Below are 26,173 nucleotides of genomic sequence, written 5' to 3' on the forward strand. Positions count from 1 at the left end.
ACAAACCATCCACTCCTTTTACACAGCATGTAAAAACACAATATAAGGTTTAACTTTCTGCATTTGAGGAATCATACATAACAAATAAAAATAGAAGGAGGTACTTTGGAATGACACATGTGAAAGCACTCGCGATTAAAGGTATTATGACAATCATTGTGTTGTATCTAGTGCTTGGTCTGGGCTTCGGTTTCACGTTTGGTGATACGCTCTTAATGACACTTGTGTTAGGGGTTATTTCTTATTTGCTGGGCGATCTTTATGTATTGCCAAGATGGAATAATATGATTGCGACGTTAGCTGATTTCGGTCTGGCCTTCCTCGTCATTTGGCTGATGGGCATGCCGCTTTCTATGGGGATGACTGGCGGTGAAGTTGCACTGGCGGCTCTATTCGGCGCGATCGCCATGGCCATCGGTGAATATTGCTTCCATTTCTATATGATGAGCAAAGAGATTGGCAAGAAGCATTATCTTGAAACAAGAACAGATTCATAATAGAATGGCCGGTGCTGATAGCATCGGCCTTTCATGTTGGGCGCCTTTTTTCAAGCATCCTGTTTGTCTGCGTTACTGATCGCCATGTAGGAAAAAAACAAACCGAGAGCAGCAAGAGATAATGGGATATAAACAACAGACGAAATGGAGAAGCCCGGGTTCGTTGAACTGATGAGCATTACAATCACTACAGATGATATGATGGTTGCCGAAACCGAGTGTTTACGCATCCCAAAAAAGATGGGAACTAAACTGGTTCCAGCGGCGCCAAAAGCGAAAACCGCCATTTTTACCGCCTGTTGAGAAATGATCTCGGAAGTAAGCTCTCCCGGTATGAAATGGTAGATCGAGTTGAGCCAAAAGAAACCGGCCGCTATGAGTATATTCGAAAGTAAGATCGTGGTAAACGTCAGTCCGCCCGCGATCAAAAGCTTCGCAGTTAGCAATTTTTTACGGCTGATCGGGTACGTAAACATTACAAGAATGGTTTTGTTTTTATATTCGGAAATCACCAATTTTGCAATCAGCACAGCGCCAAAAACGATAAATACCGCTCTGACGAAGGTGCCGATGATGAGAAACGCTTCCTCCATACTTTGGAACGAAACCCCGGTATCGGCTTTTTCTGAATAACAGATCAGCCACAGAAAGCCCATGATGATCAAGTTGGCAATGAGGGCACCTCTGACATACCAGCCCATCTTCATTTTTCTTAATTCGATTCTGATCAAATTCATCAACGTGTCTCTCCCCCTTTACGCACCGATGCTATTGCCGTTGATCAAGCTGATAAAATAATCCTCCAGCGACGTATACTTTTTGTTCATTGATTCAATGTCTACATCATTTAAAATCAGCGCTTTGGATATGGCAGCTTGAGAGGCTTCTGCCTCGTAAATCCGAATCGTTTTCTCATTTAAGATTTTAAAGTTTGTTAATCGCAGCTCTTTCTCCAGCACAAAGCAGGCCCTTGTCTGATTCGGCGTGACAAGCTCGATGTATTCAGTGTTCTTGCCTCTGACATCTTCCATTGATACCTCTTCAAGCAGCCTGCCGTCCCGAATGACACCGATCGTGTCCGCAATTTGTTCGATTTCACTCAGCAAGTGGCTTGAGATCAGCAGCGTCATCCCGTACTCTTTGCTCAGCACTTGAAACAACTGCCTGATCTTTTTGATGCCGAGAGGATCAAGACCATTTACCGGTTCATCCAAAATAAGCAGATCCGGCTTCGTGAGGATGGCACGCGCAATCCCAAGACGCTGCTTCATCCCGAGCGAAAATGTTTTGACGGGCTTCTTGTCGATTTGTTTTAAATTCACCATATCCAGCACTTCTTGAATGGCTTTTTTATTGTGGTACCCCATGTATTCACAATGCAGATCTAAGTTTTCTGCAGCTGTCAGACTTTCATAAAAAATCGGATATTCAATCATGCTGCCGATGTTCCCCAGCACCTCGTATGATGTGTGGGTGAGCTTGTTCCCTAAGATGCTGATTTCACCGCTTGTCGGTTTAACAAGGCTCGTCAGCATTTTCATAATGGTTGTTTTCCCCGCGCCGTTTGGGCCCAGAAAGCCATAGATTTCGCCTTTTTTAATATGCATGCTGACATTGGAAACGACTTCTTTGCCCTGATACGTTTTGGTCAGTCCGTTTGTTTGTACGATATAAGTCAATTTTGTTTCTCCTTCCTCCTCTTTTCCTGTTTTCTATTGTAGCCGCGAGCCCTGTCATTTTTATTTCTCAAATCTTAAAAAATCCTTACGTTTGTTAATATGTCATTCGTTTTAATGTAATTGTAAATGCGGTTCGTTCGTACGGCTTGCTATGAACGGATATAGTGCCTCCCATTTTTTCTGTCAGCCGTTTCGTGATGGTTAAACCGAGGCCGCTTCCTTGGAATGCTTTATTTCTGGATTCTTCAAGAGTGTACAGCCTCTCAAACACACGCTGCTGATCGGTTTCACTGATCCCCTTTCCATGATCCCATACAGTGATGGCAACGCTCGTCTCATCATACGACAGCGTCATGCCGATAAACTTGCCGGCCGCGCCATATTGAATCGCATTGGATAAGAGGTTTTGCAGTATCCTGTCCAATGCCTCTTCATTCGCCTGTGCATACACCGGCGTATCCGGGATATCGATGGCAGCTTGAAAGCCTTTTGTCTGAACGGCGTCATAATAGTGCAAGATATTTCGTTTGCATATTTCGTTCATATGTATTTTGGTGAGCGGGATGTCTTGGTCTTCAGATTCTAATTTCGCCAAATCAAAAAATGAATTGATCATCTGAATAAGCTCATTTGTTTTCTGGCCGAGCTTCCCCAGCAATCTTTCCCGCTCTTCGTCTGGCATGTCCGGATCACTTTGAATTGTTTCAATATAACCGAGAATGACGGTTAACGGCGTTTTCAGGTCGTGTGACATATTGGTCAGCATCCGCTTCATAGAATGCTCTGTTTTGGCAAACTGAGCGCTGAGCTGCTGACGATCCTCAACGAATAGGTTGATGTTGACAAGCAAGTCTCTGAGCGCCTGATTGTCTGTATGAAGCAAAATTTGTCTTGCCGAATCCCGATTGAGCATGGCGCCAAGCTGTTTTGCCGTGTATGCCAGGCTCCTGTCCCGCTTCTTTTTTATCATGAATTGAATGACATTCAGACATATCAGAACGATGACAGCGGCCATCCATAACACTGTCATTCTAAAACTCTCCTAATTTATAACCGATGCCCCATAACGTTTTAATATATTGAGGTGAAGAGGGATCGTCTTCAATCTTTTCTCTGAGCCGCCGCATATGTACGTTAATGATGTTTTGATCGCCAAAGTACTCTTCATTCCAGACGGAACGGTAGATTTGTTCTTTCGTAAACACTTTTTTAGGATGTTCCGCAAACAGGCACAGCAGCTGCCATTCTGTAGACGTCAGCTGAAGCGGTTCTTCGTTTTTTAAAACTGAGACATTGTCTATATCTATCGTAAGCTGGCGAATCCGGATCACCTTACTCTCAGCCGGTTCCTCCGCCGAATATTGCGTCGCCCGCCGTATCGCGGCTTTTACTCTGGCTGTCAGCTCAATCATTGAAAACGGTTTGGCGATATAATCATCCGCCCCAAACCCCAGTCCCAATGCCTTGTCCACATCTCCGTCTTTTGCTGAAATCATCAAAACCGGAATGTTGCTTTTTTCCCGGACAATTTTCAGAAAATCCATGCCGTTCAGCTTCGGAAGCATGATATCGAGGAGAATCAAATCGTATGAATCCTGCATAAACAGCCGGATGCCTTCTTCTCCATCAAAAGCATGCACCATCTCAAAGCCCTCTTTTGTTAAATAATGATCCACCATTTCACTGATTGAATGGTCGTCCTCCACAAGCAGTATACGCTGCATCTTCTCACCTAACCTTTGTAAAATCAAAAAACACACACGTGATTACACTTATTGTAATTGAAAAACGTGTGTGTTTTAAAAAATTTATTAACTTTTCCTTTTTTTCTATATCCCATACCTGTTATGAAAATGAAGACGGCTCGCAACCAATACCTTGAATAAGTGAAGCAGCTCACCGAGACAAAGAAAAATGTCAAGGCAGGCTCTCCCAATGATATGCCGGCGGCTTGCTGTGCTCCGATTGCGTTTTTGGCCCTCGGCATGGGACCCCTTCGCTATTTTTATACCAGTCACCATTTTATATAATATTCCACTCTCATAAAAAAATGAATCAAGTCACCGGAGCAGGATTAAACAAGCATAAATCATTATGAAGGCCCCAGCGGTCCGCCCACGTTTGTTTGCGGCCGCTTGCCACATCCAGAATCGTCCTGAAGATCTCCCAACCTACGTCTTCGATACTGGCCTCTCCTGTCGCGATTCGTCCGGCATTGATATCGATTAAATCCGCCCAATGCTCTGATAATGAATGCCGTGTCGATACTTTCAGCACCGGGGCAGCGGCCAGGCCGTACGGCGTTCCTCTTCCTGTCGTAAAAACCTGCAGATTCATGCCAGCCGCTAGCTGGAGGGTACCACACACGAAATCGCTTGCCGGTGTCGCCGCGAACAGCAGCCCTTTTCGCTCTGCCTTTTCCCCCGGGCCGAGCACGCCGGTGATGGGGCTTGTGCCTGATTTCGCTACCGAGCCTAACGCTTTTTCCACTACATTGGATAATCCGCCTTTTTTATTGCCTGGTGACGGGTTCGCGCTTCGGTCCGCTTCCCCCCGCCGGAGATAGCTGTCATACCACTTCATCTCTCTGATCAGCGATTGTCCAACCTCTTCACTGACCGCCCGCGGCGTTAATAAATGAATCGCATCCCGCACCTCTGTCACTTCAGAAAACAAAACCGTTGCACCTGCGCGAACCAATAAATCAGCCGCATACCCCACCGCAGGATTCGCCGTCACGCCGGAAAACGCATCACTGCCGCCGCATTGCAGGCCGATAACCAGATCCGAAACAGGGCAGGTCACACGGGTTCTGCTGTTCAGCCTGATTAACCGTTCCTCCGCCATTTCCAAAATGGATTGAATCATCGCCGCAAAACCTTGGTGATCTTGGAGTGAGAGGATATCATCATGCTTCTCAGGCGCAATCCTTGCCGGGAGGAGCTTTTCACAACCCAATCCGATCACCATCACTTCCCCGCCGAAGTTCGGATGCTTCGCCAGATTTTGAATTGTGCGAATTGGAATGACAGCGTCAGGCGCATTGATCGCTACCCCGCAGCCGTATTGATGATGCAACGGCACAACGTCATCGACGTTTGGATAGTTCGGCAGCAGCTCTTCTTTGATCCGTTTGACTGCATAATCCAAAACGCCAACGACACATTGAACACTTGTGGTGATGCCGAGAATATTTTTCGTGCCGGCACTGCCGTCCGCATTTCGATATCCTTCAAACGTGTAACCTTCAAGAGGCGGCAGCGGTTTGGGCACTCTGTTTGCGAGAGGAAGATCGTCTAAAGCCGGAGGAGCGGGCATTCTTACGAGGGCTTCCCTTATCCAGCTCCCGCGTTTGATCGTCTCATCGGCAAATCCGATCACCTCACCGTAACGAACAATCTCATCTCCTTGATTCAGATCGGTTAAGGCCACCTTATGGCCTTGAGGGACATCCTCTTCAAGTACGAGCCCACATGAAAAAGCAGTGCCCTTTGGAAGTCCCCCGTCATTGACAATAATCGCCGTGTTATCTGTTTCATTCACTTTGATGTAAAGGGGCGCTTGGTTCTGCCTGAGGTTCATCGCCATATGAAAATCACTCCTTGTATCATAGTAAACGCTTTCTTAATCGGTTCAAAAAAGCCGCAGCTCTTCCGTTTCAACTGCGGCTGTCTCTACAATTATTTCTCATCCATGCCCTTCAAAATTTTATCACGGACAAATTTTAGATGCTCATACATGTGGTAATGCGCTTTGTAAGGGTCTCTTTTAGCAAGAGCGTCGTAGATTTTTTTGTGATATTCGACCGTTATATCTCTCTCCCTGTACGGTATCTGGCTGTCAATTTTCGCATGGGTGATCAGCAGGGATTGAATCATCCCTTCAACAACAGGGTTATTGGCACTTAATGCAATAATTCGATGAAATTCTTTATCTGCTTCACCATAAAGATTGTCAGTGCTGCTGGCGATGTCGTCGATTGTCTTCTGCAAACGCTGAAGCTCATCCTCATTGATTTTTTCCGCAGCAATCGTCACAAGTCCGAGTTCTAACGCCATCCGCGCTTCAATGATAGCCGGAAGATTATCAGTGGCCAAGGCAAGCATGACGGAAAATGGCTGCATGCCGATTTTATCGTTGAAATACGTGCCGCCGCGGGTTTTTCTCGTAATCACACCAAGTGTCTCCAGTGAGCTGAGGGCCTCGCGAAGCACCGGCCTGCTGACATGCAAAATGTCCATCAGTTCCATTTCTGTCGGCAATTTGTCTCCAGCCTTTAACTGTCCGCTCGATAATAAATGGACAATCCGTTCAATGACCTGCTTGGCTAATGTTTTCCGATTGACTGTATCGACTTTCAGATCTTCTAAACCTTCGTACACGAACAACTCTCCCTTCAGTTGTTCAATTGTAAGACAAAATATCCGCTATGACAATATTTGCAATAAAACTTATCGCACAAGACATGGGCGTTTCCGGTCGAACTCCCAGTTGCTAATCAGAAACTGCATAGGGACCGCATCATTCCGCGCGCCTAAATTCATTTTTCGATAGAGTTCATGGGCTTTTTCCACTCGTTCCATATCAATATCAACACCAAGACCGGGCTTATTCGGCACCTTGACACAGCCATCGGCAATCTCAAAAGGCTGTTTCGTTAAACGCTGCCCGTCCTGCCAAATCCAATGGGTATCAATCGCCGTAATACGTCCCGGAGCCGCCGCTGCCACATGAGTAAACATCGCTAGGGAGATATCAAAGTGATTGTTGGAGTGGGAGCCCCATGTCAAACCCCAATCATGGCACATTTGCGCAACCCGCACCGAACCCTGCATCGTCCAGAAGTGCGGATCAGCCAGCGGAATATCCACCGCGTGAAGTTGGATCGCGTGACCCATTTCCCGCCAGTCGGTCGCAATCATATTTGTCGCGGTCGGAAGCCCTGTCGCGCGGCGGAATTCAGTCATTACTTCACGGGCGGAGTAGCCGTTCTCATCCCCGCACGGATCTTCCGCATACGCGAGCACATTATGCTTTCCTTTGCATAATGTAATGGCTTCCTCTAATGACCACGCCCCGTTCGGATCAAGGGTGATCCTTGCCTCTGGAAAACGTTTTGATAATGCGGTGACAGCTTCGATTTCATCCTCTCCCCGCAGCACCCCGCCTTTCAGCTTGAAATCCTGAAAGCCGTAGCGTTCCTGCGCGAATTCGGCAAGGCGTACAATAGCCTCAGGCGTCAGTGCTTCCTCATGGCGAAGACGGAACCACTCACAATCTGGCTGCTCATCGCCTTGATACGGCAGGGTCGTCCGCTTTCGGTCACCGATGTAAAAAAGGTAGCCGAGCATTTTCACTTCATCGCGCTGCTTCCCTTCGCCCAGCAAGGCCGCGACCGGTTCCTGAAGAAACTTTCCAAGCAAATCTAACAAAGCCGCTTCCAGCGCTGTGACGGCATGGACCGTGGTGCGCAAATCAAACGTCTGGATGCCGCGCCCTCCCCTGTCCTGATCGGCAAACTGCTTTCTGACCGCCTGCAATATCGCCTGATACGCGCCAATAGATTTTCCGACCACAAGCGGCTTTGCCAGCTCGAGTGTACGGCGTATCTGTTCTCCGCCAGGCACCTCGCCAACTCCCTGATTTCCGCTGCTGTCGGTTAAGATCACGATATTCCGGGTAAAAAATGGGCTGTGAGCGCCGCTCAGATTCAGCAGCATGCTGTCATGTCCCGCAACAGGGAATACCTTCATCTCATAAATTGAAGGAATATTCGATCTTTTTTCTTTTTGGACCTGCTCTTGTATTGGTGAACTCATGTTTTATCCTCCTTTTATAAAGCGCTTTCATAAGTATTAGACAGGCAATGATTGATCGGGGTCCTGCTCTTGTTTCTTTAACACGACCCGTTTGATCGGCCCGACCAGCAACAAATAGCTGAGGATCGCCGCAATCGCGTTAGCGCCGACAAACACAAGCGCTCCATTAAAAGATCCTGTAGCGTTAACGATATAACCAATAATAATCGGAGTCGTAATCGAGGCGATGTTTCCGAATGTGTTGAACAACCCGCCGCTTAATCCTGCACACTCTTTCGGAGACGTGTCCGACACGACAGCCCATCCCAATGCGCCGAAGCCTTTTCCGAAAAACGCGAGTGACATAATGACAACGACGAGCCACGCTGAATCCGTGTAGTTACAGACAATCATACTGCAAGACAGCAGCATGCCGACAATGATCGGCGCCTTTCTTGCAAAGGTCAGAGAACGGCCTTTTTTGAGCAAGATGTCTGACACGATGCCCCCAAGCACGCCGCCGGCAAATCCGCATAGCGCCGGCAGGGAAGCGACAAATCCCGCTTCAAGGATAGACATGCCGCGGGCCTGAACCAAATATACCGGAAACCATGTGAGAAAGAAATAGGTGAGAGTTGTAATGCAATATTGCGCGATGTACACACCGATCAGCATGCGGTTCGTCAACAGCTGTTTGATATAAGGCCATTTCGATTCTGTTTCTTGCTTGCTTTTGCTGTCATCCATGGAAATCAGCCCGCCGCCCTGTTCGATATATGAAAGCTCGGCTTCATTGACCTTCGGATGTTTTTTAGGTTCATACACCGCTTTTAGCCAGATGACAGCCAAAAGAATGCCCGCGGCGCCCATGACAACGAAGACGGAATGCCAGCCGAATGAGTGGGTGAGCCAGCCCATTAAAGGAGAAAAAATGACGATTGCGAAGTATTGAGCTGAATTAAAAAAGGCTGAAGCTGTCCCGCGCTCGGAGCTTGGGAACCATGAGGCAACAACTCTTCCGTTTCCGGGAAATGAAGGCGCTTCGGACAAGCCGACCAGAAAACGCAGTGCAAACAGCAGGATAATCGCTGTGCCGGCGGAGAAAAAACCAATCGCCCCTTGCAGCAGCGTAAAAAACGACCAGAAAAAAATGCTTAACGCAATGACAGTCTTTGAACCAAACCGGTCAAGCAGCCAGCCGCCCGGAAGCTGCCCGATGACATAGGCCCAGCCAAAAGCAGAAAAGACATAGCCCATGGCGACCGAGTCCAATCCCAGGTCATGCTGGACGGAATCTCCTGTGATGGAAAGCGTCGCCCGATCCGCGTAGTTAATAGAGGTCACAAGAAACAGCATAAAAACGATGAACCAGCGTACAGACGTTTTATTGCCCGCCGGTGAAACATTCGCATAGTCTTTTTTCATAATATCTTCTCCTTTTCAAAATAGAGAATCATATGCTGGCTGGTGATAAAGCGAGGAAAGAGACGTCCGCCTCTTTCCAGCACCCTTACGGCTTCACAAAAACGGTTTTGATCGCCGTGAAAAAGTCCTTCGCCGCCTCACCCTGTTCACGGGAGTGGGAGCTTGACTGCTTCATGCCGCCAAAAGGCGCCTGAAGCTCAACACCCGCGCTTTCTGCGTTAATTCGGACAAGCCCGGCGTCAATTTCATCAACGAATGAAAGCATTCGGCCGATGTTTTGCGTGAAAATGGATGCGCTTAAACCAAACTTCACATCATTGGCGATGTCCAGCGCCTCCTCCATCGAGTCCACCTTGATCAGGGCAATCACTGGACCAAAAATTTCTTCTTGGGCAATCGTCATCTCAGATGTCACATTTTCAAAGATGGCAGGCTGAACATAATAGCCCTTTTGATACTTTCCATCCTCCAGCTTTTCACCTCCGATCAAAAGGGAAGCGCCTTCCTGTTTGCCTTTCTCAATGTACGACAGACAGTTATCAAGCTGATTTTTGCTGGCAATCGGCCCCATCCAGACATCCTCTTTTAAGCTGTCTCCGATCGTAATATCTTTTGTGCGCTGGAGAAGTTTTTCTTTAAAACGATCGTAAATTCCGCTTTGCACAATGACGCGGCTTGTCGCGGTACACTTCTGTCCGGTTGAACGGAAAGCACCCGTAATGACAGCTTCTGCCGCAGCTTCAAGATCAGCGTCATCAGCTACGATGACCGGGTTTTTGCCGCCCATTTCAAGCTGATATTTGGCTCCTCTCGCTAAAGCGGCCTGCCCGATGATTTTGCCGACTTGATTTGAACCGGTAAACGTAACGGCGTTTACCCCGTCATGCTCAGCAAGTCCCTGCCCGACAACAGAACCCGGGCCTGTCACGAAATTGATGACTCCTGCCGGCAGCCCCGCTTCTTCAAAGCAGGCAATCATTTTCGCGCATGTCACGGCTGTTTCTGTCGCCGGTTTGATGACAACGGTATTGCCGTACACCAATGCCGGGGCCATCTTCCAAATCGGAATCGCCACCGGAAAGTTCCACGGAGAAATCACGCCGACCACCCCGAGCGGAACACGAGTTGTGAACATGAGCGCGTCTTTGTCAGTAGACGGAATGACGTCACCCGTTTTGCGCATGCCCTCTCCGGCGTAATAGCGAAGAATGGCAATCCCGCGGGCTGTTTCCCCTTTCGCTTCGGGCAGTGTTTTTCCCATTTCACGCGTTGCGCAGGCGGCGATTTCCTCCAAGCGCTGTTCCATGATATCCGCTGTTTTGTATAAGTATTGGCCCCGCTCGGCCCCCGTCAGCTTTCTCCAAGCCGTTTTGGCTTCATTAGCGGCGGCGACGGCCCGTTCCACATCTTCAGCCGTTGAATTCTGTACATAGCCGACAATATCATTCACATCTGCAGGGTTTTCGACCTTGACCATATCGCCTGATTGTGACTTCACCCACTCTCCGTTAATAAAGTTGAGATACGTGTTTTGTTCCGTGATCACAGACATGTCCCATTGCCCCTTTCATGTTTTTTCTGTTCATCAAACCGTCGCGGCTTTTTTCGGAAAACGGTCAGCCGCCTGCTTCAAAATCGCTTCTAATTGCTGATAGTGCTCTTTTTCAACCGGGCCGACAGGCGGTCTGGCTGTGTTTCTCACATTTAATCCCATGATCTCCATGCCCGCTTTAATCAAAGATACGGCATATCCTTTTCGTTGTTTGCGAATGTCGTTGATCGGAAGAATCACATGCTGGTAGAGCTCCTTCACCAGCTCTTCATTTTCGTTTTTCAATGCGTCATAGAACATCCGGGAAATATGCGGGATATAATTTGAAATCGCTGAAGAATAAGAGTGAAATCCGATCGGCAGGTAAGCTGGCATCGTCACTTCAGCCATCGGCATTCCGTTGAGCCATCCTAAGCGGTCGCCGAGCGTATAGAAAAGGTTAATATTCAAATCCATGTTCCCCACCCCGTCCTTCACTCCGACAAGCTGTTCCAATTGGGTCAGCCGCTTGATCTGCTCAAGAGAGAGAACGGCGTTATCGCGCTGATAAAGAATCGCATTCAGGTCAGTGCTTTCAATAATCGTTTTCGCATACTGATAGAGCCCCTCCTGTTCGCCATGTACCAAATACGGAGGCAGGATCAAGTAGCCATCGGCGCCTTTTTTCTCCGACAGCTGCGCCCATTCAAGCGCTGTGCTGAGGTTACCCCCCACCCCCGTGTAAACCGGAACCTTTCCTCCGGCTGCCGAGACTGCGACTTCGACCATTTGCGCGTATTCCTTCTGGCTGAGAGATTGAAATTCACCAGACCCACAAGCGATAAAAATCGCTTCTAAGCCTTCTTCCAGCAAAAACTCAATGTTTTGAAAAAGAGCTTCCTCCTCCAGTTTTCCTTGTGTGTTAAAAGGAGCAACCGGAAAACCTAAAATTCCAGCGGGTGCTTTTCTCATACGGCTCATCAACATAACCTCCTGTTATTTGTGTAAACAGCCCTGAATGAAAGCGTTTTTATTAGTTTTTTTCGCATCCGCTCCTTCCCATATATCCTTTTGTTTAATTGTAAGACAAATAAACAATAAGTCAATATCTTTATTTTCTGATATTTTATAAAAAGAAAGTAAACCGCTGTACCTCCGGGGTTCTGGCGCAGCAAAAAAACAGCCGGGACAGCCGGCTGTTTGGTTTTACACCCTTCTTTGTTTCATCGCCTCATGCAAAAGCTTCGCCTCCAAAAAGAACACATGGATGAATTTTTTCATATTCACTCTCGCAGTGGCGAGAGGTTTTGCATCCTTGGATTGGAGTTCTTTCATTTTCTGGCTGACAACCGGAAAATCAAAGAATTTCGATGCATAGGTTTCAAATTTCGGATTTGAAAAATCAGTTGTGCCCAGTGAAGCAAAATGATGCAGCGAATGGATAATCGCTCTGCGAATGCGCTGCTCCGAAGCTTTCAATTCGCGATTGACTTCCGTTTGGGATGCCCCTGCTCCCAGCTTCCGTTCCGCTACTTGAGTGAAGATCTGTTTTAGCGAAGGGATATGTTTTTCGTACGGCTCATGTTCTGCTAAATACTGCAGCACTGCCACGAGATCATGCGCGCCGCCTTCCCCCATCATGCCCAACTCGGACAATAGGAATGTTCCTGCTTCTTTTAAGCCGCTGTCACGATTCTGCTGAGGATGCGTTTTCCGTTCATTCCGATTGACAAGCCGGCTGAGAGAGAGCTGAATAGCCCCAATTGAGTGCTCAAGCTCGATCCGTTCCTTCACTTTTTGGAGAACCGTGACAATTTCAATGCGGTTAATCGGCTTATGGATAAAATATTCGATGCCGAGTGAGTACGCTTCTCCGACCATTTCCTTCGCTTCCACTTGAGAGATCATGACGATCTTGCCGGAGTACGTATTTTGGAGCTGGCGAATCGTCTCAATGCCGTCTCTTCCAGGCATTAACAGATCGATTAATAATATATCAATCTGCTTGAATTGCAGCATATGCCCTTCCACTTGGCTCCCGTCTTCCGCTTCACCAGCAGCTTCCCCGAGATCCTCATCCTCAATGATCTGCCTTAAAATCGACCGTACCGCGCGGTCATCATCAGCGATAAAAAAACGCATAGCTTCGGTTCACCCTTTCTGAATCAAATGCCGGACAGGCAGCCTAACAGCAAACACCACTCCCCGCTGCTGATTATCAAATGTGATATCCCCTTCCAGCTCTGTCACGATTTCCTTCACGTAGGAAAGTCCGATTCCCGTAGAAGGCGTGCCATATTCGTCATATTTTGAGGTAAAGCCCGGGTCAAACACAATCTCTCCGATTTTCTCAGAAATGCCGGGACCATTGTCTTCCACCTGGAATTTTACCATATTCTCATTTGGCCTACGGAGCCTCAGGCTGATCATTCCCTCTTCCCCCATGGCCTCTACCGCATTCGCCGTTAGATTATTAATAATTGAAAGCACGATAAATACGTGATATTCTTCATGCTCCCCCTCTATCAAGCAGTGAAAATCAATCTGCTTTCCCAGTGCTTCAGCGTACTTCTCATTCATGCGAATCACAAGCTGCAGCAAATCAGACGCCCTCATATAATCTCTCAAGCTCTCATTAGAAATCAGTTTTGAAAGCCCGGCGAATATCCGCTGGTTGTCCTTTTTCACTTCATGAATTTCTCCGGCCAGCCTCAGGATTCTGCCGCTGAGCTGATCATCTTTGCCCTTTACTTCCCGATAGAGCTGATACGAATCGTTCGTCACTTGTTCTGTCGTTTTCAGCGTCTTTTTTAGATGCACCGTTTCTTCATATAAATTGGAAACGATCATCAGCATATGCTCGTGCTGCCGCCTTGTCTGTTTTTCTCTCGATTGTGTTTCATACAGCTTCAGCACGCTATAAAAGCTCATCACGATAAATGTGTGAGAAATCGCAATCACCGCGAGGTCGGTGATTTCCTCAGGCGTGACGACGGTATGGAACATGAGAAACTGCACAGCCAGCTCGACACAATCTGCCACAATTTCAATCATAAATCCGACAAAACCGAGCATAAACGGCCGTTCGCGGAAACGATTAGCCTTCAATACGGAAAACAGGCAGGCGTAAGTCATATAAAAGAAAAAGCCAGACGCTTGGTCATACAGAATCGGAGTCAGTCCATCGTGTCCCCCGCGCCACAATTCCAGAAAGACACGAAAGACGAGTACTGCCGCTCCAGTCAGAAAACCCGGCAGCACAGCGGGCACATGCCGCAGCAGCGACAAGAAGAAGAAAAAAACCGGTGCGCCAAAGCTGATCCGGAACTCTTCATTAAGGGGATAAAATTTCAGTTCACCGGCCAGCGGCACCGTCATCAGCATGAGAGCCAATATATATCCGTCTTTTTCAAAAAAACGCTCCAGTTTTATGATGATCACATCCTCGCTTTTATTTTGGGGAAACGGCAGAAAACCTGCAAATTTCTTTTGACCCAGAACATGAGGTTTTTATAAATCTTACGGCTTATTTTCAAAATATTTTTGTCGTATTTTGTATGATTCTGTAGTCGTCATTATACAGTAAATATACCCTCCGCTTTAGTGAAAGCGTTTAATGCCCCTTCATCCTTCGTTTTGGTAAACCATAGTCCTTTAAAAAACAGTGAGGAGGAATTTGATGAAAGAATTGATAAAAGAGCCCCGGAAAGAAATAGACCCGGCGTCCCAGCTGCATGATTGGGTGGAGCACTATCGCCCATTTGCCGCTAATGGACAAAGTGCAAATTATATCCCCGCTTTAGGAAAAGTCAATGATTCACAGCTCGGCATTTGTATATTGGAGCCTGACGGAACGATGATACACTCCGGCGACTGGAACGTCCCTTTTACCCTGCAAAGCATTTCAAAAGTGATCAGCTTTATCGCCGCATGCATGAGCCGCGGCATTCCCTATGTACTGGACCGCGTAGATGTCGAGCCGACAGGTGACGCCTTTAATTCCATCATTCGGCTCGAAATCAACAAGCCGGGAAAGCCATTCAATCCTATGATCAACGCGGGTGCTCTCACCATCGCCTCGCTTCTTCCCGGAGAGTCGGCACACGATAAGCTCGATTTTCTTAACTCGGTGATGGAAACCTTAATAGGAAAACAGCCGAGAATTCATGAGGAAGTGTTCCGGTCTGAGTGGGAAACCGCCCACCGCAACAGAGCGCTGGCCTACTATTTAAAAGAAACAAACTTTTTAGAAGCAGACGTAGAAGAAACGCTTGAGGTTTACTTGAAGCATTGCGCCATGGAGAGCACCACTGAAGATATTGCATTGATCGGCCTGATCCTTGCCCATGACGGCTATCATCCGATTCACCGCAAGCAAGTGATTCCAAAGGACGTGGCAAAATTGGCCAAGGCGTTAATGCTGACGTGCGGCATGTACAACGCTTCAGGCAAATATGCGGCGTTTGTCGGCGTGCCGGCCAAAAGCGGCGTCTCCGGCGGCATCATGGCACTGGTTCCTCCAAGCGCCAGAAGAGAACAGCCTTTTCCATCCGGTTGCGGGATCGGCATTTACGGACCGGCCATTGATGAATACGGCAACAGCCTCACTGGCGGAATGCTGCTGAAGCATATGGCACAGGAGTGGGAACTCAGCATTTTTTAAACATAAAAAAAGAGGTGATTGTATGCAGCAAATCCTGGAACATGTCGTCGGTATCGCAAATGATCTTTTGTGGTCAAAGCTATTAATTGTATTGCTCCTTTCTCTGGGAATCTATTTTACGTTCAGACTGAAGTTTTTGCAGGTTCGAATGCTGAAAGAAATGGTCAGGGTATTAAAAGAAGGTGCTGCCTCCCGATCGAAAAACAGCATTTCTCCGTTTCAAGCGTTCTGTATCAGCATGGCAGCCCGTGTCGGAACGGGAAATATTACGGGCATTGCCATCGCCATTGCGCTCGGCGGACCCGGTGCAATCTTCTGGATGTGGATTATCGCCATTATCGGATCAGCATCAAGCTTTGTTGAAAGCACACTGGCCCAGATTTATAAAGTAAAAGATGAAAACGGCTTCCGCGGCGGACCGGCTTATTACATGGAAAAAGGGCTGAACAAAAGGTGGATGGGCGCGCTGTTCGCTGTATTAATCACCTTATCGTTCGGTATCGTCTTTAACTCGGTCCAATCAAATACAGTCAGCCTCGCCTTTGAAAACGCGTTCGGCACAAACCGCCTGACATTGGGACTCATTTTAATTACTGTGTTCGGCACGATTATTTTCGGCGGCGTAAAACGGATTGCGAAGCTGGCTGAATCCATTGTCGTCGTGTTGGCTGCCCTGTATATCAGCGTTGCGTTTTTTGTGATTTTAACCAACATTACGCAGCTGCCTGACGTGATTGGGCTTATCGTGAAAAATGCGTTTGGTTTTGACCAGGCCGCTGGCGGCGCTTTGGGGGCGGCGTTAATGCAGGGCGTCAGACGGGGAATCTTTTCAAACGAGGCGGGAATGGGGAGCGCACCGAATGCCGCCGCCACCGCAACGACAAGCCATCCTGTCAAACAAGGGCTGATTCAAGCGCTGGGTGTGCTGTCAGATACGCTAGTCATTTGTACAAGCACTGCTTTTATCATCCTGTTTTCGGATGCCTATCAAACTCCGGGACTGAGCGGAATCGCGTTGACACAAGCCTCTCTCAGCTCCCATGTCGGATCGTGGGCATCAGGCTTTCTCGCCATTCTGATTTTGTTATTCGGTTTCTGTGCTTTAATCGGAAACTATTATTACGGGGAAACCAATATCGGCTTTTTAAACAAAAGCAAAAAACTGATTTTTGTCTACCGTATCGGCGTGCTGGCGATGATTGTGTTTGGCTGTGTTGCCAAAGTCCAGCTCGTCTGGGATCTGGCTGATTTGTTCATGGGCTTGATGGTCGTCGTGAATTTAATTGCGATTTTATTATTATCAAAGGTCGTTTTTGCGGCGCTGCAAGACTATACACGCCAGAAAAAAGCGGGCAAAGATCCAGTCTTTTATAAAAATGTGCTCAAAAACCACAATGGCATTGAATGCTGGCCGCTTTCTGACAAACAAGCTGACACACACAACAAACAAATATCATAAAAAAAAGGTGTTCAGATAGACGGGCTGAACACCTTTCCCTTTTGCGTTTATTGACAAACACGTAAACCTCCATTACGATTTTCATATCTTTTCAAAAAATCTGAAAGAAGGCATCGGTACATTCTATGAATCCTATCCAACACATACTAGATACATACCCGCTTATTGTGCTAGACGGCGCCATGGCGACCGAGCTTGAACGCAAGGGCTGTGATTTGAACGACAGTCTCTGGTCGGCAAAAATCCTGATGGAAGAGCCAGATCTGATTAAACAAGTGCATACTGATTATTTTGCGGCAGGTGCTGACTGTGCGATCACCGCCAGCTATCAGTCTACGTTTGAAGGCTTTGCCGCACGCGGGCTGAGCGAAGCGGAAGCACGCCGGCTCATCGAGATGTCTGTCAGCATTGCAGTTGAAGCACGTGATGAATTTTGGGCATTTGAAGAAAACCGTGTCAATCGGCCAAAGCCGATCATTGCGGCTTCTGTAGGCCCTTATGGCGCTTATCTTGCAGACGGCTCTGAGTATCGCGGCGACTACGGAATCTCAGAGGATGAACTTGTTGAATTTCATCGCCCCCGCATGAAAGCGCTGATCGAAGCCGGAGCTGATGTGTTGGCATGCGAAACGATTCCGTGTCTGAGCGAAGCAAAAGCGATTGCGCGGCTGCTGAAGGAGTTTCCTGAAACGTATGCGTGGATCAGCTTCAGTGCAAAAGACAGCCTTCATATTAGTGACGGAACACCTGCCGCTGACTGTGCGTCATGGCTTGATGAGCACCGCCAAATTGCAGCGCTCGGCATCAACTGCACGCCGCTTCAGCATATCCCTTCTTTAATAGAGGAGTTAAAAAAGCATACATCAAAACCGATCATCGTCTACCCGAATTCAGGTGAGCAGTATGATCCGGAGACAAAAACGTGGGACGGGGCGGCATGCGGAGAACCTTACGGAGTAAGCGCACGCGCGTGGCATGAAAAAGGAGCGAAGCTGATTGGCGGCTGCTGCCGGACAAAACCCGAAGATATTAAAGAAATCGCGGCTTGGGCGCGCTCTTTAAAAACAACTTGACTTATCGGAATTGTTTGTATATTCTATCTTAAAGCCGGTTTGCCGGAGTCTCGTGTCACTCGCTGACATGGGATTTTTTATTAAAGGAAAGAAATCGCCGATAGAAAGTTGGAAAAAGATGAAAACTGCTCACAACAAGAATGAGACAAACTTTCAGAGAAGCATGAAAAGCCGGCACCTCTTTATGCTTTCCTTAGGGGGTGTCATCGGAACCGGACTGTTTTTAAGCTCCGGCTATACCATTCAGCAGGCAGGCCCGGCGGGAACGATACTCGCCTACTTAGTCGGCGCCGGAATCGTCTATTTGGTCATGCTATGCCTCGGTGAGCTGTCTGTAGCCATGCCTGTGACAGGCGCCTTTCACACCTATGCAACCAAATACATAGGACCGGGAACTGGATTTACGGTCGCTTGGCTGTACTGGCTGACATGGACCGTGGCATTGGGATCGGAATTCACAGCAGCCGGCCTGTTAATGCAGCGCTGGTTCCCCCATACGTCCGTTTGGATGTGGAGTGCCGTCTTTGCGCTGTTGATTTTCTTGCTTAACGCATTTTCGGTCAAGTTTTTCGCTGAATCGGAATTTTGGTTTTCCAGCATCAAAGTTTTAGCCATTGTATTGTTTATTCTTTTAGGCGGCTCTGCCATGTTCGGCATCATTCCGATTCAAGGCGGAGAGGCCGCTCCGATGCTGTCCAATTTCACAGCGGAAGGCGGGCTCTTTCCACATGGATTTGTCCCGATTTTGATGACGATGCTGTCTGTCAATTTTGCCTTTTCGGGGACTGAACTGATCGGAATCGCCGCCGGAGAAAGCGTCGATCCCGACAAGACGATACCAAAAGCGATTAAAACAACGGTCTGGCGTCTTTCACTCTTCTTTATCGGTACCATTTTTGTCCTGTCAGGGCTGATTCCGATTCAAGAAGCAGGCGTCATCAAAAGCCCGTTTGTCGCTGTCTTCGACAGAGTCGGTGTGCCATACGCAGCCGATATCATGAACTTTGTCATCCTGACAGCGATCCTGTCAGCGGCTAATTCTGGACTCTACGCTTCTTCCCGGATGCTGTGGTCTTTATCAAAAGAAAAGACGCTTCACCCGGCATTTGCAAAGCTGACATCAAAAGGAACCCCGTTTAACGCGCTGGTGTTCAGCATGATCGGCGGCATTCTCTCATTGCTGTCCAGCGTATTTGCGCCAGACACTGTATACGTTGTGCTCGTGTCGATTTCAGGTTTTGCGGTCGTTGTCGTGTGGATGGGAATCGCAGCTTCTCAATTCATGTTCAGAAAACGGTATATCGAAGCGGGAAACAAAGTCGCAGATTTAAAGTACCGGACCCCTTGGTATCCGTTCGTGCCGATTGCCGCGTTCCTATTATGCCTGGCATCCGTGCTCGGCATTGCCTTTGATCCAAATCAAAGAATCGCACTGTATTGCGGCATTTCTTTTATGGCCATCTGCTACGCAGTGTATTATGCGAAAAACCGCATAAACAAGCCGACAGCTGATATGACTCATTCAAAATAAAAAGAACCTGCCTCAGAGCAGGTTCTTTTTCGATCTTTAGACTTCCACTGTCCAGTTGCACGGCCCTTTCACTTTGCCAAGCTGAATATCTGTTATCGTTTCATACAATTTTTTCGAGATGTCCCCGATTTGTCCGTCACCTACAATCACCGTTTTTCCACGAATATTGAGTTCACCGACAGGCGTTACGACGGCTGCCGTGCCCGTGCCGAAGACCTCTGTCAATTCCCCGCGCGCAGAGGCCGCATAAATCTCATCAATCGAAATTCTCTCTTCACGAACCGGAATGCCCCAGCTGCGAATCAGTTCAATCGCAGACGCGCGTGTAATCCCGCTTAAAATACTCCCGTTTAAAGCCGGTGTGACAGCTTCCCCGTTCATGACAAAAAAGATGTTCATGCTCCCTACTTCTTCCACGTATTTCTTTTCAATGGCGTCCAGCCACAGCACCTGGTCATAGCCCCGCTCATTCGCTTTTCGCTGCGCTTCAAGGCTGGCGGCGTAGTTTCCCGACGTTTTTGCACATCCGACTCCGCCATTTACCGCCCGCACGTACTCATCTTCGACGTAGATTTTCACCGGCTTCAGCTGATCGCCATAGTATGAGCCGACAGGTGAAAGCACGATCATAAATGTATAGGTTTTGGATGCCTTCACCCCGAGACTCGGTTCTGTGGCGATGATAAAGGGACGAATATACAGTGACGTCCCCTTTTCCTTTGGAACCCAATCTTTCTCCAGCTCAATTAATTGCGTCAATGCCTCAAGCACAAGCTCTTCGTCTAAAAGAGGCATACTCATGCGCTCACATGATCTGTTCAGCCGTTTGATATTTTGGTCCGGCCTGAACAGCAGCACTCTGCCATCTTCTGTTCTGTACGCTTTTAATCCTTCAAAAACAGCCTGGCCGTAATGAAAGACAGATGAAGAAGGATCAAGCGTAAGCGGCGCGTACGGCGTTATTCTAGGATGGCGCCAGCCCATTCCCTCTTCATAATCCATCACAAACATATAATCAGTAAAATATTTCCCAAATTCCAAGAATGACGGGTCAGGCTTTGCCTTATGAAATACAATTTTTTCTCGTTCGATAAGCTTATTCAATCTGTTAGCACACCTTTCACATCGTAGTTGTTTAAATATTCAGTCTTTTTAAAGCTGCAAAAACTTTAGCCGCTTCTTTGATTATACGCCGCTTTAATCTATAAATTTCAGAATATTCTTTATGATCATCAGCTATTATACACCACATCCATTGTCAAATGAAGAAAAAATAAAAGAAAAACAGCCAGATTCATTCCGGCTGTCTGATTTTAGACTGCTAAATACAGGACGGCAATATGGCAAATCAGCAAAATATACACCGCGATCACAAATTGCCAATTGATCTTCTGCGCCCATGCGAACACCAACATCATGACAGGCAGTATCACTGTCCCCGCCAGCTTGTTCACTGTCAAATCCGGGCTGTTTGTACCATCATAATGAATCGGCATCTCCGCCGGAAGAAACGGATAAAACACCATTGAAATGACGAAAGCAGCAATCACAGACCCCCACAGCGCTTTTCCATTCGTCAATAGAAACATAGAACCACCATTCCTTTCTTCATAACCATCAGGCGTTTTCTTTCATACGCATTGCTTTATGAATGATATGACTGTTCTACGGTGAATTTCGTTCGATCTCCCCGCGTAATAATTTGCGCATATTCCACTACTTCTTCATTTTTATCATAGGTGAGGGATTCTGCTAAAAACGCCGGTGCTCCCACATTGGTTAATAAGTGGCCGCTGATCGTTTCATCGGTTAAAATCGGTTCGATCGATTCCGTGCCCCTGCTGATTTCAATATTGTATTTTGTCCTTAACAGTTCAAAAAGCGAGCCGGTGCACTCTTCCGGAGCCAGACCAGGTGCCGCTTTCCATGGAATATATGAGGTGTGATACTGCAAAGGTTCCCCCTCGGCATATCTGACTCTGACAAGCTTATTGACAGGTTCATTCTCTTTCATTTTCAAAAGCTCGGCAATGGAGTGATCAGCAGGGATCACCACGAGTTCAAGCACTTTTGATTCAGAACGCAGGCCTCTCATTTGTTCTGCAAAGCTCGTAATCTGATGCGGAATCGGCGTTTGTATTTTTGCCGCCGATACAAATGTTCCTTTTCCTTGAATCCGTTTAATATATCCCTCAAGCTCAAGCTGCTGCAGAGCCAATCTCACAGTTGTTCTGCTGACATCATATTGTTCGCAAAACTCGCTCTCCGTCGGCAGCTGATCATTCGCCTGATATTTGCCCGACTTAATTAATTCAATGATTTTAAACTTGATAACAGAATATAAAGCTGTCATTTCATTCTCCCCATCCTGTATGCAAACCGTTCTTTTTGATTGAGACCATCATACCACTTAATCTCATAATGATGAAAGATTTGTATCTTTCTTTTATAACAAATTTTCAGAAATTTATATTGACACTTTAATGATTATGGTGCTAAATTCGTAATGACAACTATTATAAATTGATTGTAACAAATATGGTGCTTGTCTATCTCTTTGGGGGTGTCGCATGAAAATTATTGTCGCCGAGCATTACGAAGAACTCTGTAAGTTAAGTGCTAACATAATCAAAGAACATGTACAGGCAAAGAAAGATGCCGTTCTCGGCCTGGCAACAGGAAGCACGCCGGTCGGCTTGTACAAGCAGCTGATTTCAGACTATCAATCAGGCGAAATTGATTTTTCAAAGGTTACTACATTTAATTTGGATGAATATGCAGGCCTCTCTCCATCTCATCCGCAAAGTTATAACTATTTTATGCACGATCAGCTTTTTCAGCATATCAATATGCAGCCTGACCATATCCATATCCCGCAAGGAGACACTCCGCAGCTTGAGGCTGAATGTATGATCTACGAGGATCTCATCCGTCAGTCGGGAGGCATTGATGTTCAAATTCTCGGCATCGGCGCCAACGGCCACATCGGTTTTAATGAACCGGGTTCTGATGTTGAGGGTCGAACACGAGTTGTTAAGCTGTCAGAAAGCACGATACAGGCAAATGCCAGATTCTTCGGCGGTGATCCTGTGCTGGTGCCGAGACTCGCGATTTCAATGGGCATTAAAACCATCATCAAATTCAGCAAACATATTGTTCTTTTAGCGAGCGGCGAGGAAAAAGCAGATGCTATTCAAAAGATGGCTGAAGGCCCTGTCACGACAGATGTACCGGCCTCCATTCTTCAAAAACACAATCATGTAACCGTTATCACAGATCAAAAAGCAGCCAGCAAATTAAAGAATACATCCTACTCATAAAACAATAAAAGGAGATTGTCATGTTTAAAAAGGCATTTCAAATTCTGCAGCAGCTTGGCCGTGCATTGATGACCCCGGTTGCCGTCCTGCCGGCAGCCGGTCTTTTGCTCCGTTTCGGTGACAAGGATTTACTGAATATCCCTATTATAAAGGATGCGGGCGGTGTTGTATTCGATAACCTGCCGTTGATTTTCGCCGTGGGGGTCGCGATCGGTTTAGCCGCCGGCGAAGGTGTAGCCGGACTTGCCGCTGTCATCGGATATTTCATTTTAACCGTTACCCTCGACAACATGGGGAAATTACTTGGCCTTCAGCCTCCGTATGAAGGAGCGGAGCACCTGATTGATATGGGCGTATTCGGAGGAATCATCATCGGGCTTCTTGCCGCCTATTTATATAAGCGTTTTTCAACAATTGAACTGCATCCTGTCCTTGGATTTTTTTCAGGAAAACGGTTTGTCCCAATTATCACTTCCATCAGTTCATTGGTGATCGGCGTCATTTTCTCATTGGTATGGCCGCTGATCCAAAACGGGATTAACGCTGCCAGCAGTTTAATTGCCGATTCAACGGTCGGCCTGTTCTTTTATGCAACGATCTATCGCTTGCTGATTCCTTTTGGCCTGCATCATATTTTTTATACACCTTTCTATTTTATGATGGGAGAATACACAGACCCGTCAACAGGAAATACCATAACCGGCGATCTGACAAGGTTTTTCGCGGGAGATCCGACAGCCGGGCGCTTTATGATGGGAGATTTCCCTTACATGATTTTCTGTCTGCCGGCAATTGCACTTGCCATTATCCATACCGCGCATCCGGAAAAGAAGAAAATGATCTCCGGCGTGATGATTTCTGCGGCGCTCACATCTATGCTGACAGGCATTACAGAGCCGGTTGAATTTTCTTTCTTGTTCGTTGCGCCCGTGCTCTATTTGATTAACTCTATTCTCGCCGGCGTCATCTTTGTCGTTTGTGATTTATTCCATGTCCGCCATGGCTATACGTTCTCAGGCGGCGGAATTGACTACGTCTTAAACTACGGACTGTCGACAAACGGCTGGGTTGTCATTCCTGTCGGGATCGTATTTGCTTTCATATATTATTATTTGTTCCGATTTGCGATTTTGAAATGGAATTTAAAAACGCCGGGCCGTGAAACAGATGAAGCCGATCAGAATGAGGCAAAAGCGCCTGTTGCAAAAGACCAGCTTGCCTTTCATGTGCTGCAGGCCTTAGGCGGACAGCAAAATATCGCCAACTTGGATGCGTGTATTACAAGGCTCCGTGTGACCGTTCATCAGCCAAACCAAGTCAGCAAGGATGAATTAAAACGGCTTGGCGCAGTAGGTGTGCTGGAAGTCAACAACAACTTCCAAGCGATATTCGGAACAAAATCCGACGCCTTAAAAGACGACATCAAAACGATCATGGCCGGTGGCGTGCCTGATACAGCCGCCGCGCTGGATGCGGAAACTGTCGTACAGCAGATTCCCGCTTCTGACGAATCCTTTATTTATCCGCTCAAAGGAGAAATAGTCTCTTTAACGGACGTGCCTGATCCAGTTTTTTCAGAAAAAATGATGGGCGAGGGGTTTGCGATTGATCCATCGGAAGGAAAAGTCATTGCCCCAGCAGACGGCGAAATCGTCTCCATTTTTCCGACGAAGCACGCCATCGGCTTTATGAGCGCCGGCGGCATTGAAATCCTGATTCATGTCGGCATTGATACGGTCAAATTAAACGGGGAAAGCTTCGAAGCACATGTCACGAGCGGACAAGCTGTCACACAAGGCGAACTGCTTCTCACATTTGATCTTGATACCATCAAACAGCATGCCGCTTCAGCTGTAACCCCGGTCATTTTCACAAATGCATCTGAAGAAGATATGAAGCACATTCAAATAAAGTAAAAAATCCCTCCTGCTGGTGATGTTTTCGTTGGCACATGAAAACATCACCGCCAAAATAAAAAAGGACAAAATCCCGAAACGAAATGTTTTAGGATTTTGTCAACATCTGAGAATACCTTGAATACAAGGTGTTCTTTCTATTATTCAGCAGCAGCGTGATCTTCTTTTTCAATCGCTGCCAGTCTTGCGATGACTTCTTCTTCTGTCATATTGTGCTCTTTGACATACAGGTTTCTTGAGTTCGTGCGGCATTCGTGGCTGCAGCTGCGCATATACTTATACTCATTTTCCGGTGTGCATATCATTTTTTTGTTGCATGATGGATTTGCGCAGTTCACATAACGCTCACACGGTTCACCTGTAAAGCAGTCTTTTCCGACAACCACATGCTCGACACGGTTGACAGGCACGCTGATTCTTTCATCAAAAACGTAGCACTGGCCGTCCCAAAGCTTACCTTGCACCTCAGGATCTTTTCCGTATGTCACGATTCCGCCGTCAAGCTGTGATACATCTTCAAAACCTTGCTGCATCAGCCATCCTGAGAATTTTTCACAGCGCACGCCGCCCGTGCAGTACGTTAAAATCTGTTTGCCTTCAAGCAGCTCTTTGTTTTCTTCAATCCACTCAGGCAATTCACGGAAGGCTTCGATGTCAGGACGGACAGCACCTCTGAAATGGCCAAGATCATACTCGTAGTCGTTACGCGCGTCGAGCACAATTGTGTTGGGATCCTGCATTTTCTCAAAAAATTCTGCAGGCTTCAAATGCTGTCCTGTTGTTTGATTCGGATCCACATCATCTTCAAGACGAAGCGTCACAAGCTCTTTTTTATGACGGACGAAGATTTTTTTGAACGCATGGTCCTCTTCTTCATCAATTTTAAATACCATATCCGCAAAACGAGGATCAGCTTTCATTGTTTGCATATATTTTTCAGTCTGTTCAACCGTACCTGATACCGTACCGTTAATTCCTTCAGAAGAAACAAGAATACGGCCTAACAAACCAAGCTCCTTACAAAAAGCCAAATGCTGCTCTCTAAACGCCTCTGGATCTTCAATCGGAACATATTTATAGTAAAGTAATACTCTGTATTGTTTTTCCATGATTTAAACACCCTGTTCAATTATAGTTAGTTGCTATGCACACTCTTACTATATCATACAGGAAAATGCCGCAAAGATGAACATATCCGCACAGACTGATAAAAATATCCAAGCTCTTACAAACCCATGCGGCACAAGGGTTCATTAATAGTGAATAGTATTTTCCATTAAC

The 26,173-nt window shown here is 47.0% G+C and carries 23 protein-coding genes and 1 pseudogene; 8 read left to right on the forward strand and 16 right to left on the reverse strand.

Annotation, left to right across the window (positions count from 1 at the left end):
- Nucleotides 1–110 precede the first annotated feature (110 nt).
- Complete coding sequence (locus ACY3LV_RS04310; protein WP_003223823.1) at nt 111–497, forward strand: YndM family protein; 387 nt, start codon at nt 111–113, stop codon at nt 495–497.
- A pseudogene (locus tag ACY3LV_RS04315) lies at nt 457–587 on the forward strand (hypothetical protein). The gene ACY3LV_RS04310 and the pseudogene ACY3LV_RS04315 overlap by 41 nt, the downstream one beginning before the upstream one ends.
- On the opposite strand, the gene ACY3LV_RS04320 reads toward ACY3LV_RS04315, so the two are convergent.
- The 12 genes from ACY3LV_RS04320 to ACY3LV_RS04375 all read right to left on the reverse strand — a co-directional run bounded on the left by ACY3LV_RS04320 (nt 548) and on the right by ACY3LV_RS04375 (nt 14,314).
- Nucleotides 548–1,234: an ABC transporter permease gene (locus tag ACY3LV_RS04320; RefSeq protein ID WP_148962881.1), complete on the reverse strand. Its 687-nt coding sequence runs from the start codon at nt 1,232–1,234 to the stop codon at nt 548–550. The pseudogene ACY3LV_RS04315 and the gene ACY3LV_RS04320 overlap by 40 nt on opposite strands.
- 18 nt (nt 1,235–1,252) lie before the next feature.
- Nucleotides 1,253–2,176 (reverse strand): ABC transporter ATP-binding protein, encoded by a 924-nt coding sequence (locus ACY3LV_RS04325; protein WP_464863437.1) that lies wholly within the window; start codon nt 2,174–2,176, stop codon nt 1,253–1,255.
- Between the two features lie 94 nt (nt 2,177–2,270).
- Entirely contained in the window at nt 2,271–3,206 is a 936-nt protein-coding gene (locus tag ACY3LV_RS04330; protein WP_464863438.1) for an ATP-binding protein, read from the reverse strand.
- 1 nt (nt 3,207) lies between these two features.
- On the reverse strand, nt 3,208–3,888 hold the full coding sequence (locus ACY3LV_RS04335) for a response regulator transcription factor (protein WP_333519241.1): 681 nt from the start codon (nt 3,886–3,888) through the stop codon (nt 3,208–3,210).
- 343 nt (nt 3,889–4,231) lie between these two features.
- On the reverse strand, nt 4,232–5,764 hold the full coding sequence (gene garD, locus ACY3LV_RS04340; RefSeq protein WP_464863439.1) for a galactarate dehydratase: 1,533 nt from the start codon (nt 5,762–5,764) through the stop codon (nt 4,232–4,234).
- Between the two features lie 92 nt (nt 5,765–5,856).
- Nucleotides 5,857–6,558, reverse strand: a complete 702-nt coding sequence (locus tag ACY3LV_RS04345; protein ID WP_148962877.1) for a FadR/GntR family transcriptional regulator — start codon at nt 6,556–6,558, stop codon at nt 5,857–5,859.
- 69 nt (nt 6,559–6,627) lie between these two features.
- Entirely contained in the window at nt 6,628–7,995 is a 1,368-nt protein-coding gene (gene gudD, locus ACY3LV_RS04350) for a glucarate dehydratase (RefSeq protein WP_464863440.1), read from the reverse strand.
- A gap of 36 nt (nt 7,996–8,031) precedes the next feature.
- Complete coding sequence (gene gudP, locus ACY3LV_RS04355) at nt 8,032–9,399, reverse strand: glucarate transporter GudP (protein ID WP_333561291.1); 1,368 nt, start codon at nt 9,397–9,399, stop codon at nt 8,032–8,034.
- A gap of 85 nt (nt 9,400–9,484) precedes the next feature.
- The gene (gucD, locus tag ACY3LV_RS04360) at nt 9,485–10,951 is read right to left on the reverse strand and encodes an alpha-ketoglutaric semialdehyde dehydrogenase GucD (RefSeq protein ID WP_464863441.1); all 1,467 of its coding nucleotides are present in this window, start codon (nt 10,949–10,951) and stop codon (nt 9,485–9,487) included.
- A gap of 33 nt (nt 10,952–10,984) precedes the next feature.
- Nucleotides 10,985–11,911, reverse strand: a complete 927-nt coding sequence (gene kdgD / locus ACY3LV_RS04365; protein WP_148962873.1) for a 5-dehydro-4-deoxyglucarate dehydratase — start codon at nt 11,909–11,911, stop codon at nt 10,985–10,987.
- Nucleotides 11,912–12,136: 225 nt separating this feature from the next.
- Nucleotides 12,137–13,072 (reverse strand): DNA-binding domain-containing protein, encoded by a 936-nt coding sequence (locus ACY3LV_RS04370; RefSeq protein WP_464863442.1) that lies wholly within the window; start codon nt 13,070–13,072, stop codon nt 12,137–12,139.
- Between the two features lie 9 nt (nt 13,073–13,081).
- Nucleotides 13,082–14,314: an ATP-binding protein gene (locus ACY3LV_RS04375; protein WP_464863472.1), complete on the reverse strand. Its 1,233-nt coding sequence runs from the start codon at nt 14,312–14,314 to the stop codon at nt 13,082–13,084.
- Between the two features lie 295 nt (nt 14,315–14,609).
- Between ACY3LV_RS04375 and ACY3LV_RS04380 the strand changes: the two genes are divergently transcribed.
- The 4 genes from ACY3LV_RS04380 (at nt 14,610) to mmuP (ending at nt 19,656) form a co-directional block, all read left to right on the forward strand.
- On the forward strand, nt 14,610–15,593 hold the full coding sequence (locus tag ACY3LV_RS04380; RefSeq protein ID WP_148962871.1) for a glutaminase: 984 nt from the start codon (nt 14,610–14,612) through the stop codon (nt 15,591–15,593).
- Between the two features lie 22 nt (nt 15,594–15,615).
- Complete coding sequence (locus ACY3LV_RS04385; RefSeq protein WP_333561295.1) at nt 15,616–17,052, forward strand: alanine/glycine:cation symporter family protein; 1,437 nt, start codon at nt 15,616–15,618, stop codon at nt 17,050–17,052.
- A 125-nt stretch (nt 17,053–17,177) separates the two neighbouring features.
- Nucleotides 17,178–18,125: a homocysteine S-methyltransferase gene (mmuM, locus tag ACY3LV_RS04390; protein WP_464863443.1), complete on the forward strand. Its 948-nt coding sequence runs from the start codon at nt 17,178–17,180 to the stop codon at nt 18,123–18,125.
- A 118-nt stretch (nt 18,126–18,243) separates the two neighbouring features.
- Nucleotides 18,244–19,656 carry an S-methylmethionine permease gene (gene mmuP / locus ACY3LV_RS04395; RefSeq protein WP_148962868.1) on the forward strand — a complete coding sequence of 471 codons (1,413 nt, stop codon included), beginning with the start codon at nt 18,244–18,246 and terminating at the stop codon, nt 19,654–19,656.
- A gap of 36 nt (nt 19,657–19,692) precedes the next feature.
- On the opposite strand, the gene ACY3LV_RS04400 is transcribed toward mmuP, so the two are convergent.
- The 3 genes from ACY3LV_RS04400 to gamR form a co-directional block, all read right to left on the reverse strand.
- Complete coding sequence (locus tag ACY3LV_RS04400; protein WP_333561296.1) at nt 19,693–20,760, reverse strand: branched-chain amino acid aminotransferase; 1,068 nt, start codon at nt 20,758–20,760, stop codon at nt 19,693–19,695.
- Between the two features lie 209 nt (nt 20,761–20,969).
- The gene (locus ACY3LV_RS04405; protein WP_148962865.1) at nt 20,970–21,245 is read right to left on the reverse strand and encodes a DUF1648 domain-containing protein; all 276 of its coding nucleotides are present in this window, start codon (nt 21,243–21,245) and stop codon (nt 20,970–20,972) included.
- A gap of 56 nt (nt 21,246–21,301) precedes the next feature.
- Nucleotides 21,302–22,009: a transcriptional regulator GamR gene (gene gamR, locus ACY3LV_RS04410; protein WP_087991803.1), complete on the reverse strand. Its 708-nt coding sequence runs from the start codon at nt 22,007–22,009 to the stop codon at nt 21,302–21,304.
- Between the two features lie 217 nt (nt 22,010–22,226).
- Here gamR and nagB point away from each other — a divergent pair, with 217 nt between their 5' ends.
- Together nagB and ptsG are read left to right on the forward strand one after the other, a co-directional pair.
- A complete protein-coding gene (gene nagB / locus ACY3LV_RS04415) occupies nt 22,227–22,976 on the forward strand; it encodes a glucosamine-6-phosphate deaminase (RefSeq protein ID WP_464863444.1) in 750 nt (249 codons plus the stop codon).
- A gap of 20 nt (nt 22,977–22,996) precedes the next feature.
- Nucleotides 22,997–24,892: a glucose-specific PTS transporter subunit IIBC gene (gene ptsG, locus ACY3LV_RS04420; protein WP_148962863.1), complete on the forward strand. Its 1,896-nt coding sequence runs from the start codon at nt 22,997–22,999 to the stop codon at nt 24,890–24,892.
- 140 nt (nt 24,893–25,032) lie between these two features.
- On the opposite strand, the gene trhO is transcribed toward ptsG, so the two are convergent.
- On the reverse strand, nt 25,033–26,001 hold the full coding sequence (gene trhO, locus ACY3LV_RS04425) for an oxygen-dependent tRNA uridine(34) hydroxylase TrhO (RefSeq protein ID WP_148962862.1): 969 nt from the start codon (nt 25,999–26,001) through the stop codon (nt 25,033–25,035).
- Nucleotides 26,002–26,173 lie beyond the last annotated feature (172 nt).

Source organism: Bacillus sp. 11C, assembly GCF_055486375.1.

Excerpts from the sequence above, each read along its gene's own strand:
- trhO (WP_148962862.1), bottom strand. The coding sequence starts at position 26,001 with ATGGAAAAACAATACAGAGTATTACTTTACTATAAATATGTTCCGATT.
- ACY3LV_RS04310 (WP_003223823.1), top strand. The coding sequence starts at position 111 with ATGACACATGTGAAAGCACTCGCGATTAAAGGTATTATGACAATCATT.
- mmuP (WP_148962868.1), top strand. The coding sequence starts at position 18,244 with ATGAAAACTGCTCACAACAAGAATGAGACAAACTTTCAGAGAAGCATG.
- ACY3LV_RS04375 (WP_464863472.1), bottom strand. The coding sequence starts at position 14,314 with ATGCTGATGACGGTGCCGCTGGCCGGTGAACTGAAATTTTATCCCCTT.
- gudP (WP_333561291.1), bottom strand. The coding sequence starts at position 9,399 with ATGAAAAAAGACTATGCGAATGTTTCACCGGCGGGCAATAAAACGTCT.
- ACY3LV_RS04330 (WP_464863438.1), bottom strand. The coding sequence starts at position 3,206 with ATGACAGTGTTATGGATGGCCGCTGTCATCGTTCTGATATGTCTGAAT.
- garD (WP_464863439.1), bottom strand. The coding sequence starts at position 5,764 with ATGGCGATGAACCTCAGGCAGAACCAAGCGCCCCTTTACATCAAAGTG.
- gamR (WP_087991803.1), bottom strand. The coding sequence starts at position 22,009 with ATGACAGCTTTATATTCTGTTATCAAGTTTAAAATCATTGAATTAATT.
- gudD (WP_464863440.1), bottom strand. The coding sequence starts at position 7,995 with ATGAGTTCACCAATACAAGAGCAGGTCCAAAAAGAAAAAAGATCGAAT.
- ACY3LV_RS04405 (WP_148962865.1), bottom strand. The coding sequence starts at position 21,245 with ATGTTTCTATTGACGAATGGAAAAGCGCTGTGGGGGTCTGTGATTGCT.
- ACY3LV_RS04385 (WP_333561295.1), top strand. The coding sequence starts at position 15,616 with ATGCAGCAAATCCTGGAACATGTCGTCGGTATCGCAAATGATCTTTTG.
- ACY3LV_RS04320 (WP_148962881.1), bottom strand. The coding sequence starts at position 1,234 with ATGAATTTGATCAGAATCGAATTAAGAAAAATGAAGATGGGCTGGTAT.
- ACY3LV_RS04370 (WP_464863442.1), bottom strand. The coding sequence starts at position 13,072 with ATGCGTTTTTTTATCGCTGATGATGACCGCGCGGTACGGTCGATTTTA.
- ACY3LV_RS04380 (WP_148962871.1), top strand. The coding sequence starts at position 14,610 with ATGAAAGAATTGATAAAAGAGCCCCGGAAAGAAATAGACCCGGCGTCC.
- mmuM (WP_464863443.1), top strand. The coding sequence starts at position 17,178 with ATGAATCCTATCCAACACATACTAGATACATACCCGCTTATTGTGCTA.
- nagB (WP_464863444.1), top strand. The coding sequence starts at position 22,227 with ATGAAAATTATTGTCGCCGAGCATTACGAAGAACTCTGTAAGTTAAGT.
- kdgD (WP_148962873.1), bottom strand. The coding sequence starts at position 11,911 with ATGAGCCGTATGAGAAAAGCACCCGCTGGAATTTTAGGTTTTCCGGTT.
- ptsG (WP_148962863.1), top strand. The coding sequence starts at position 22,997 with ATGTTTAAAAAGGCATTTCAAATTCTGCAGCAGCTTGGCCGTGCATTG.
- gucD (WP_464863441.1), bottom strand. The coding sequence starts at position 10,951 with ATGTCTGTGATCACGGAACAAAACACGTATCTCAACTTTATTAACGGA.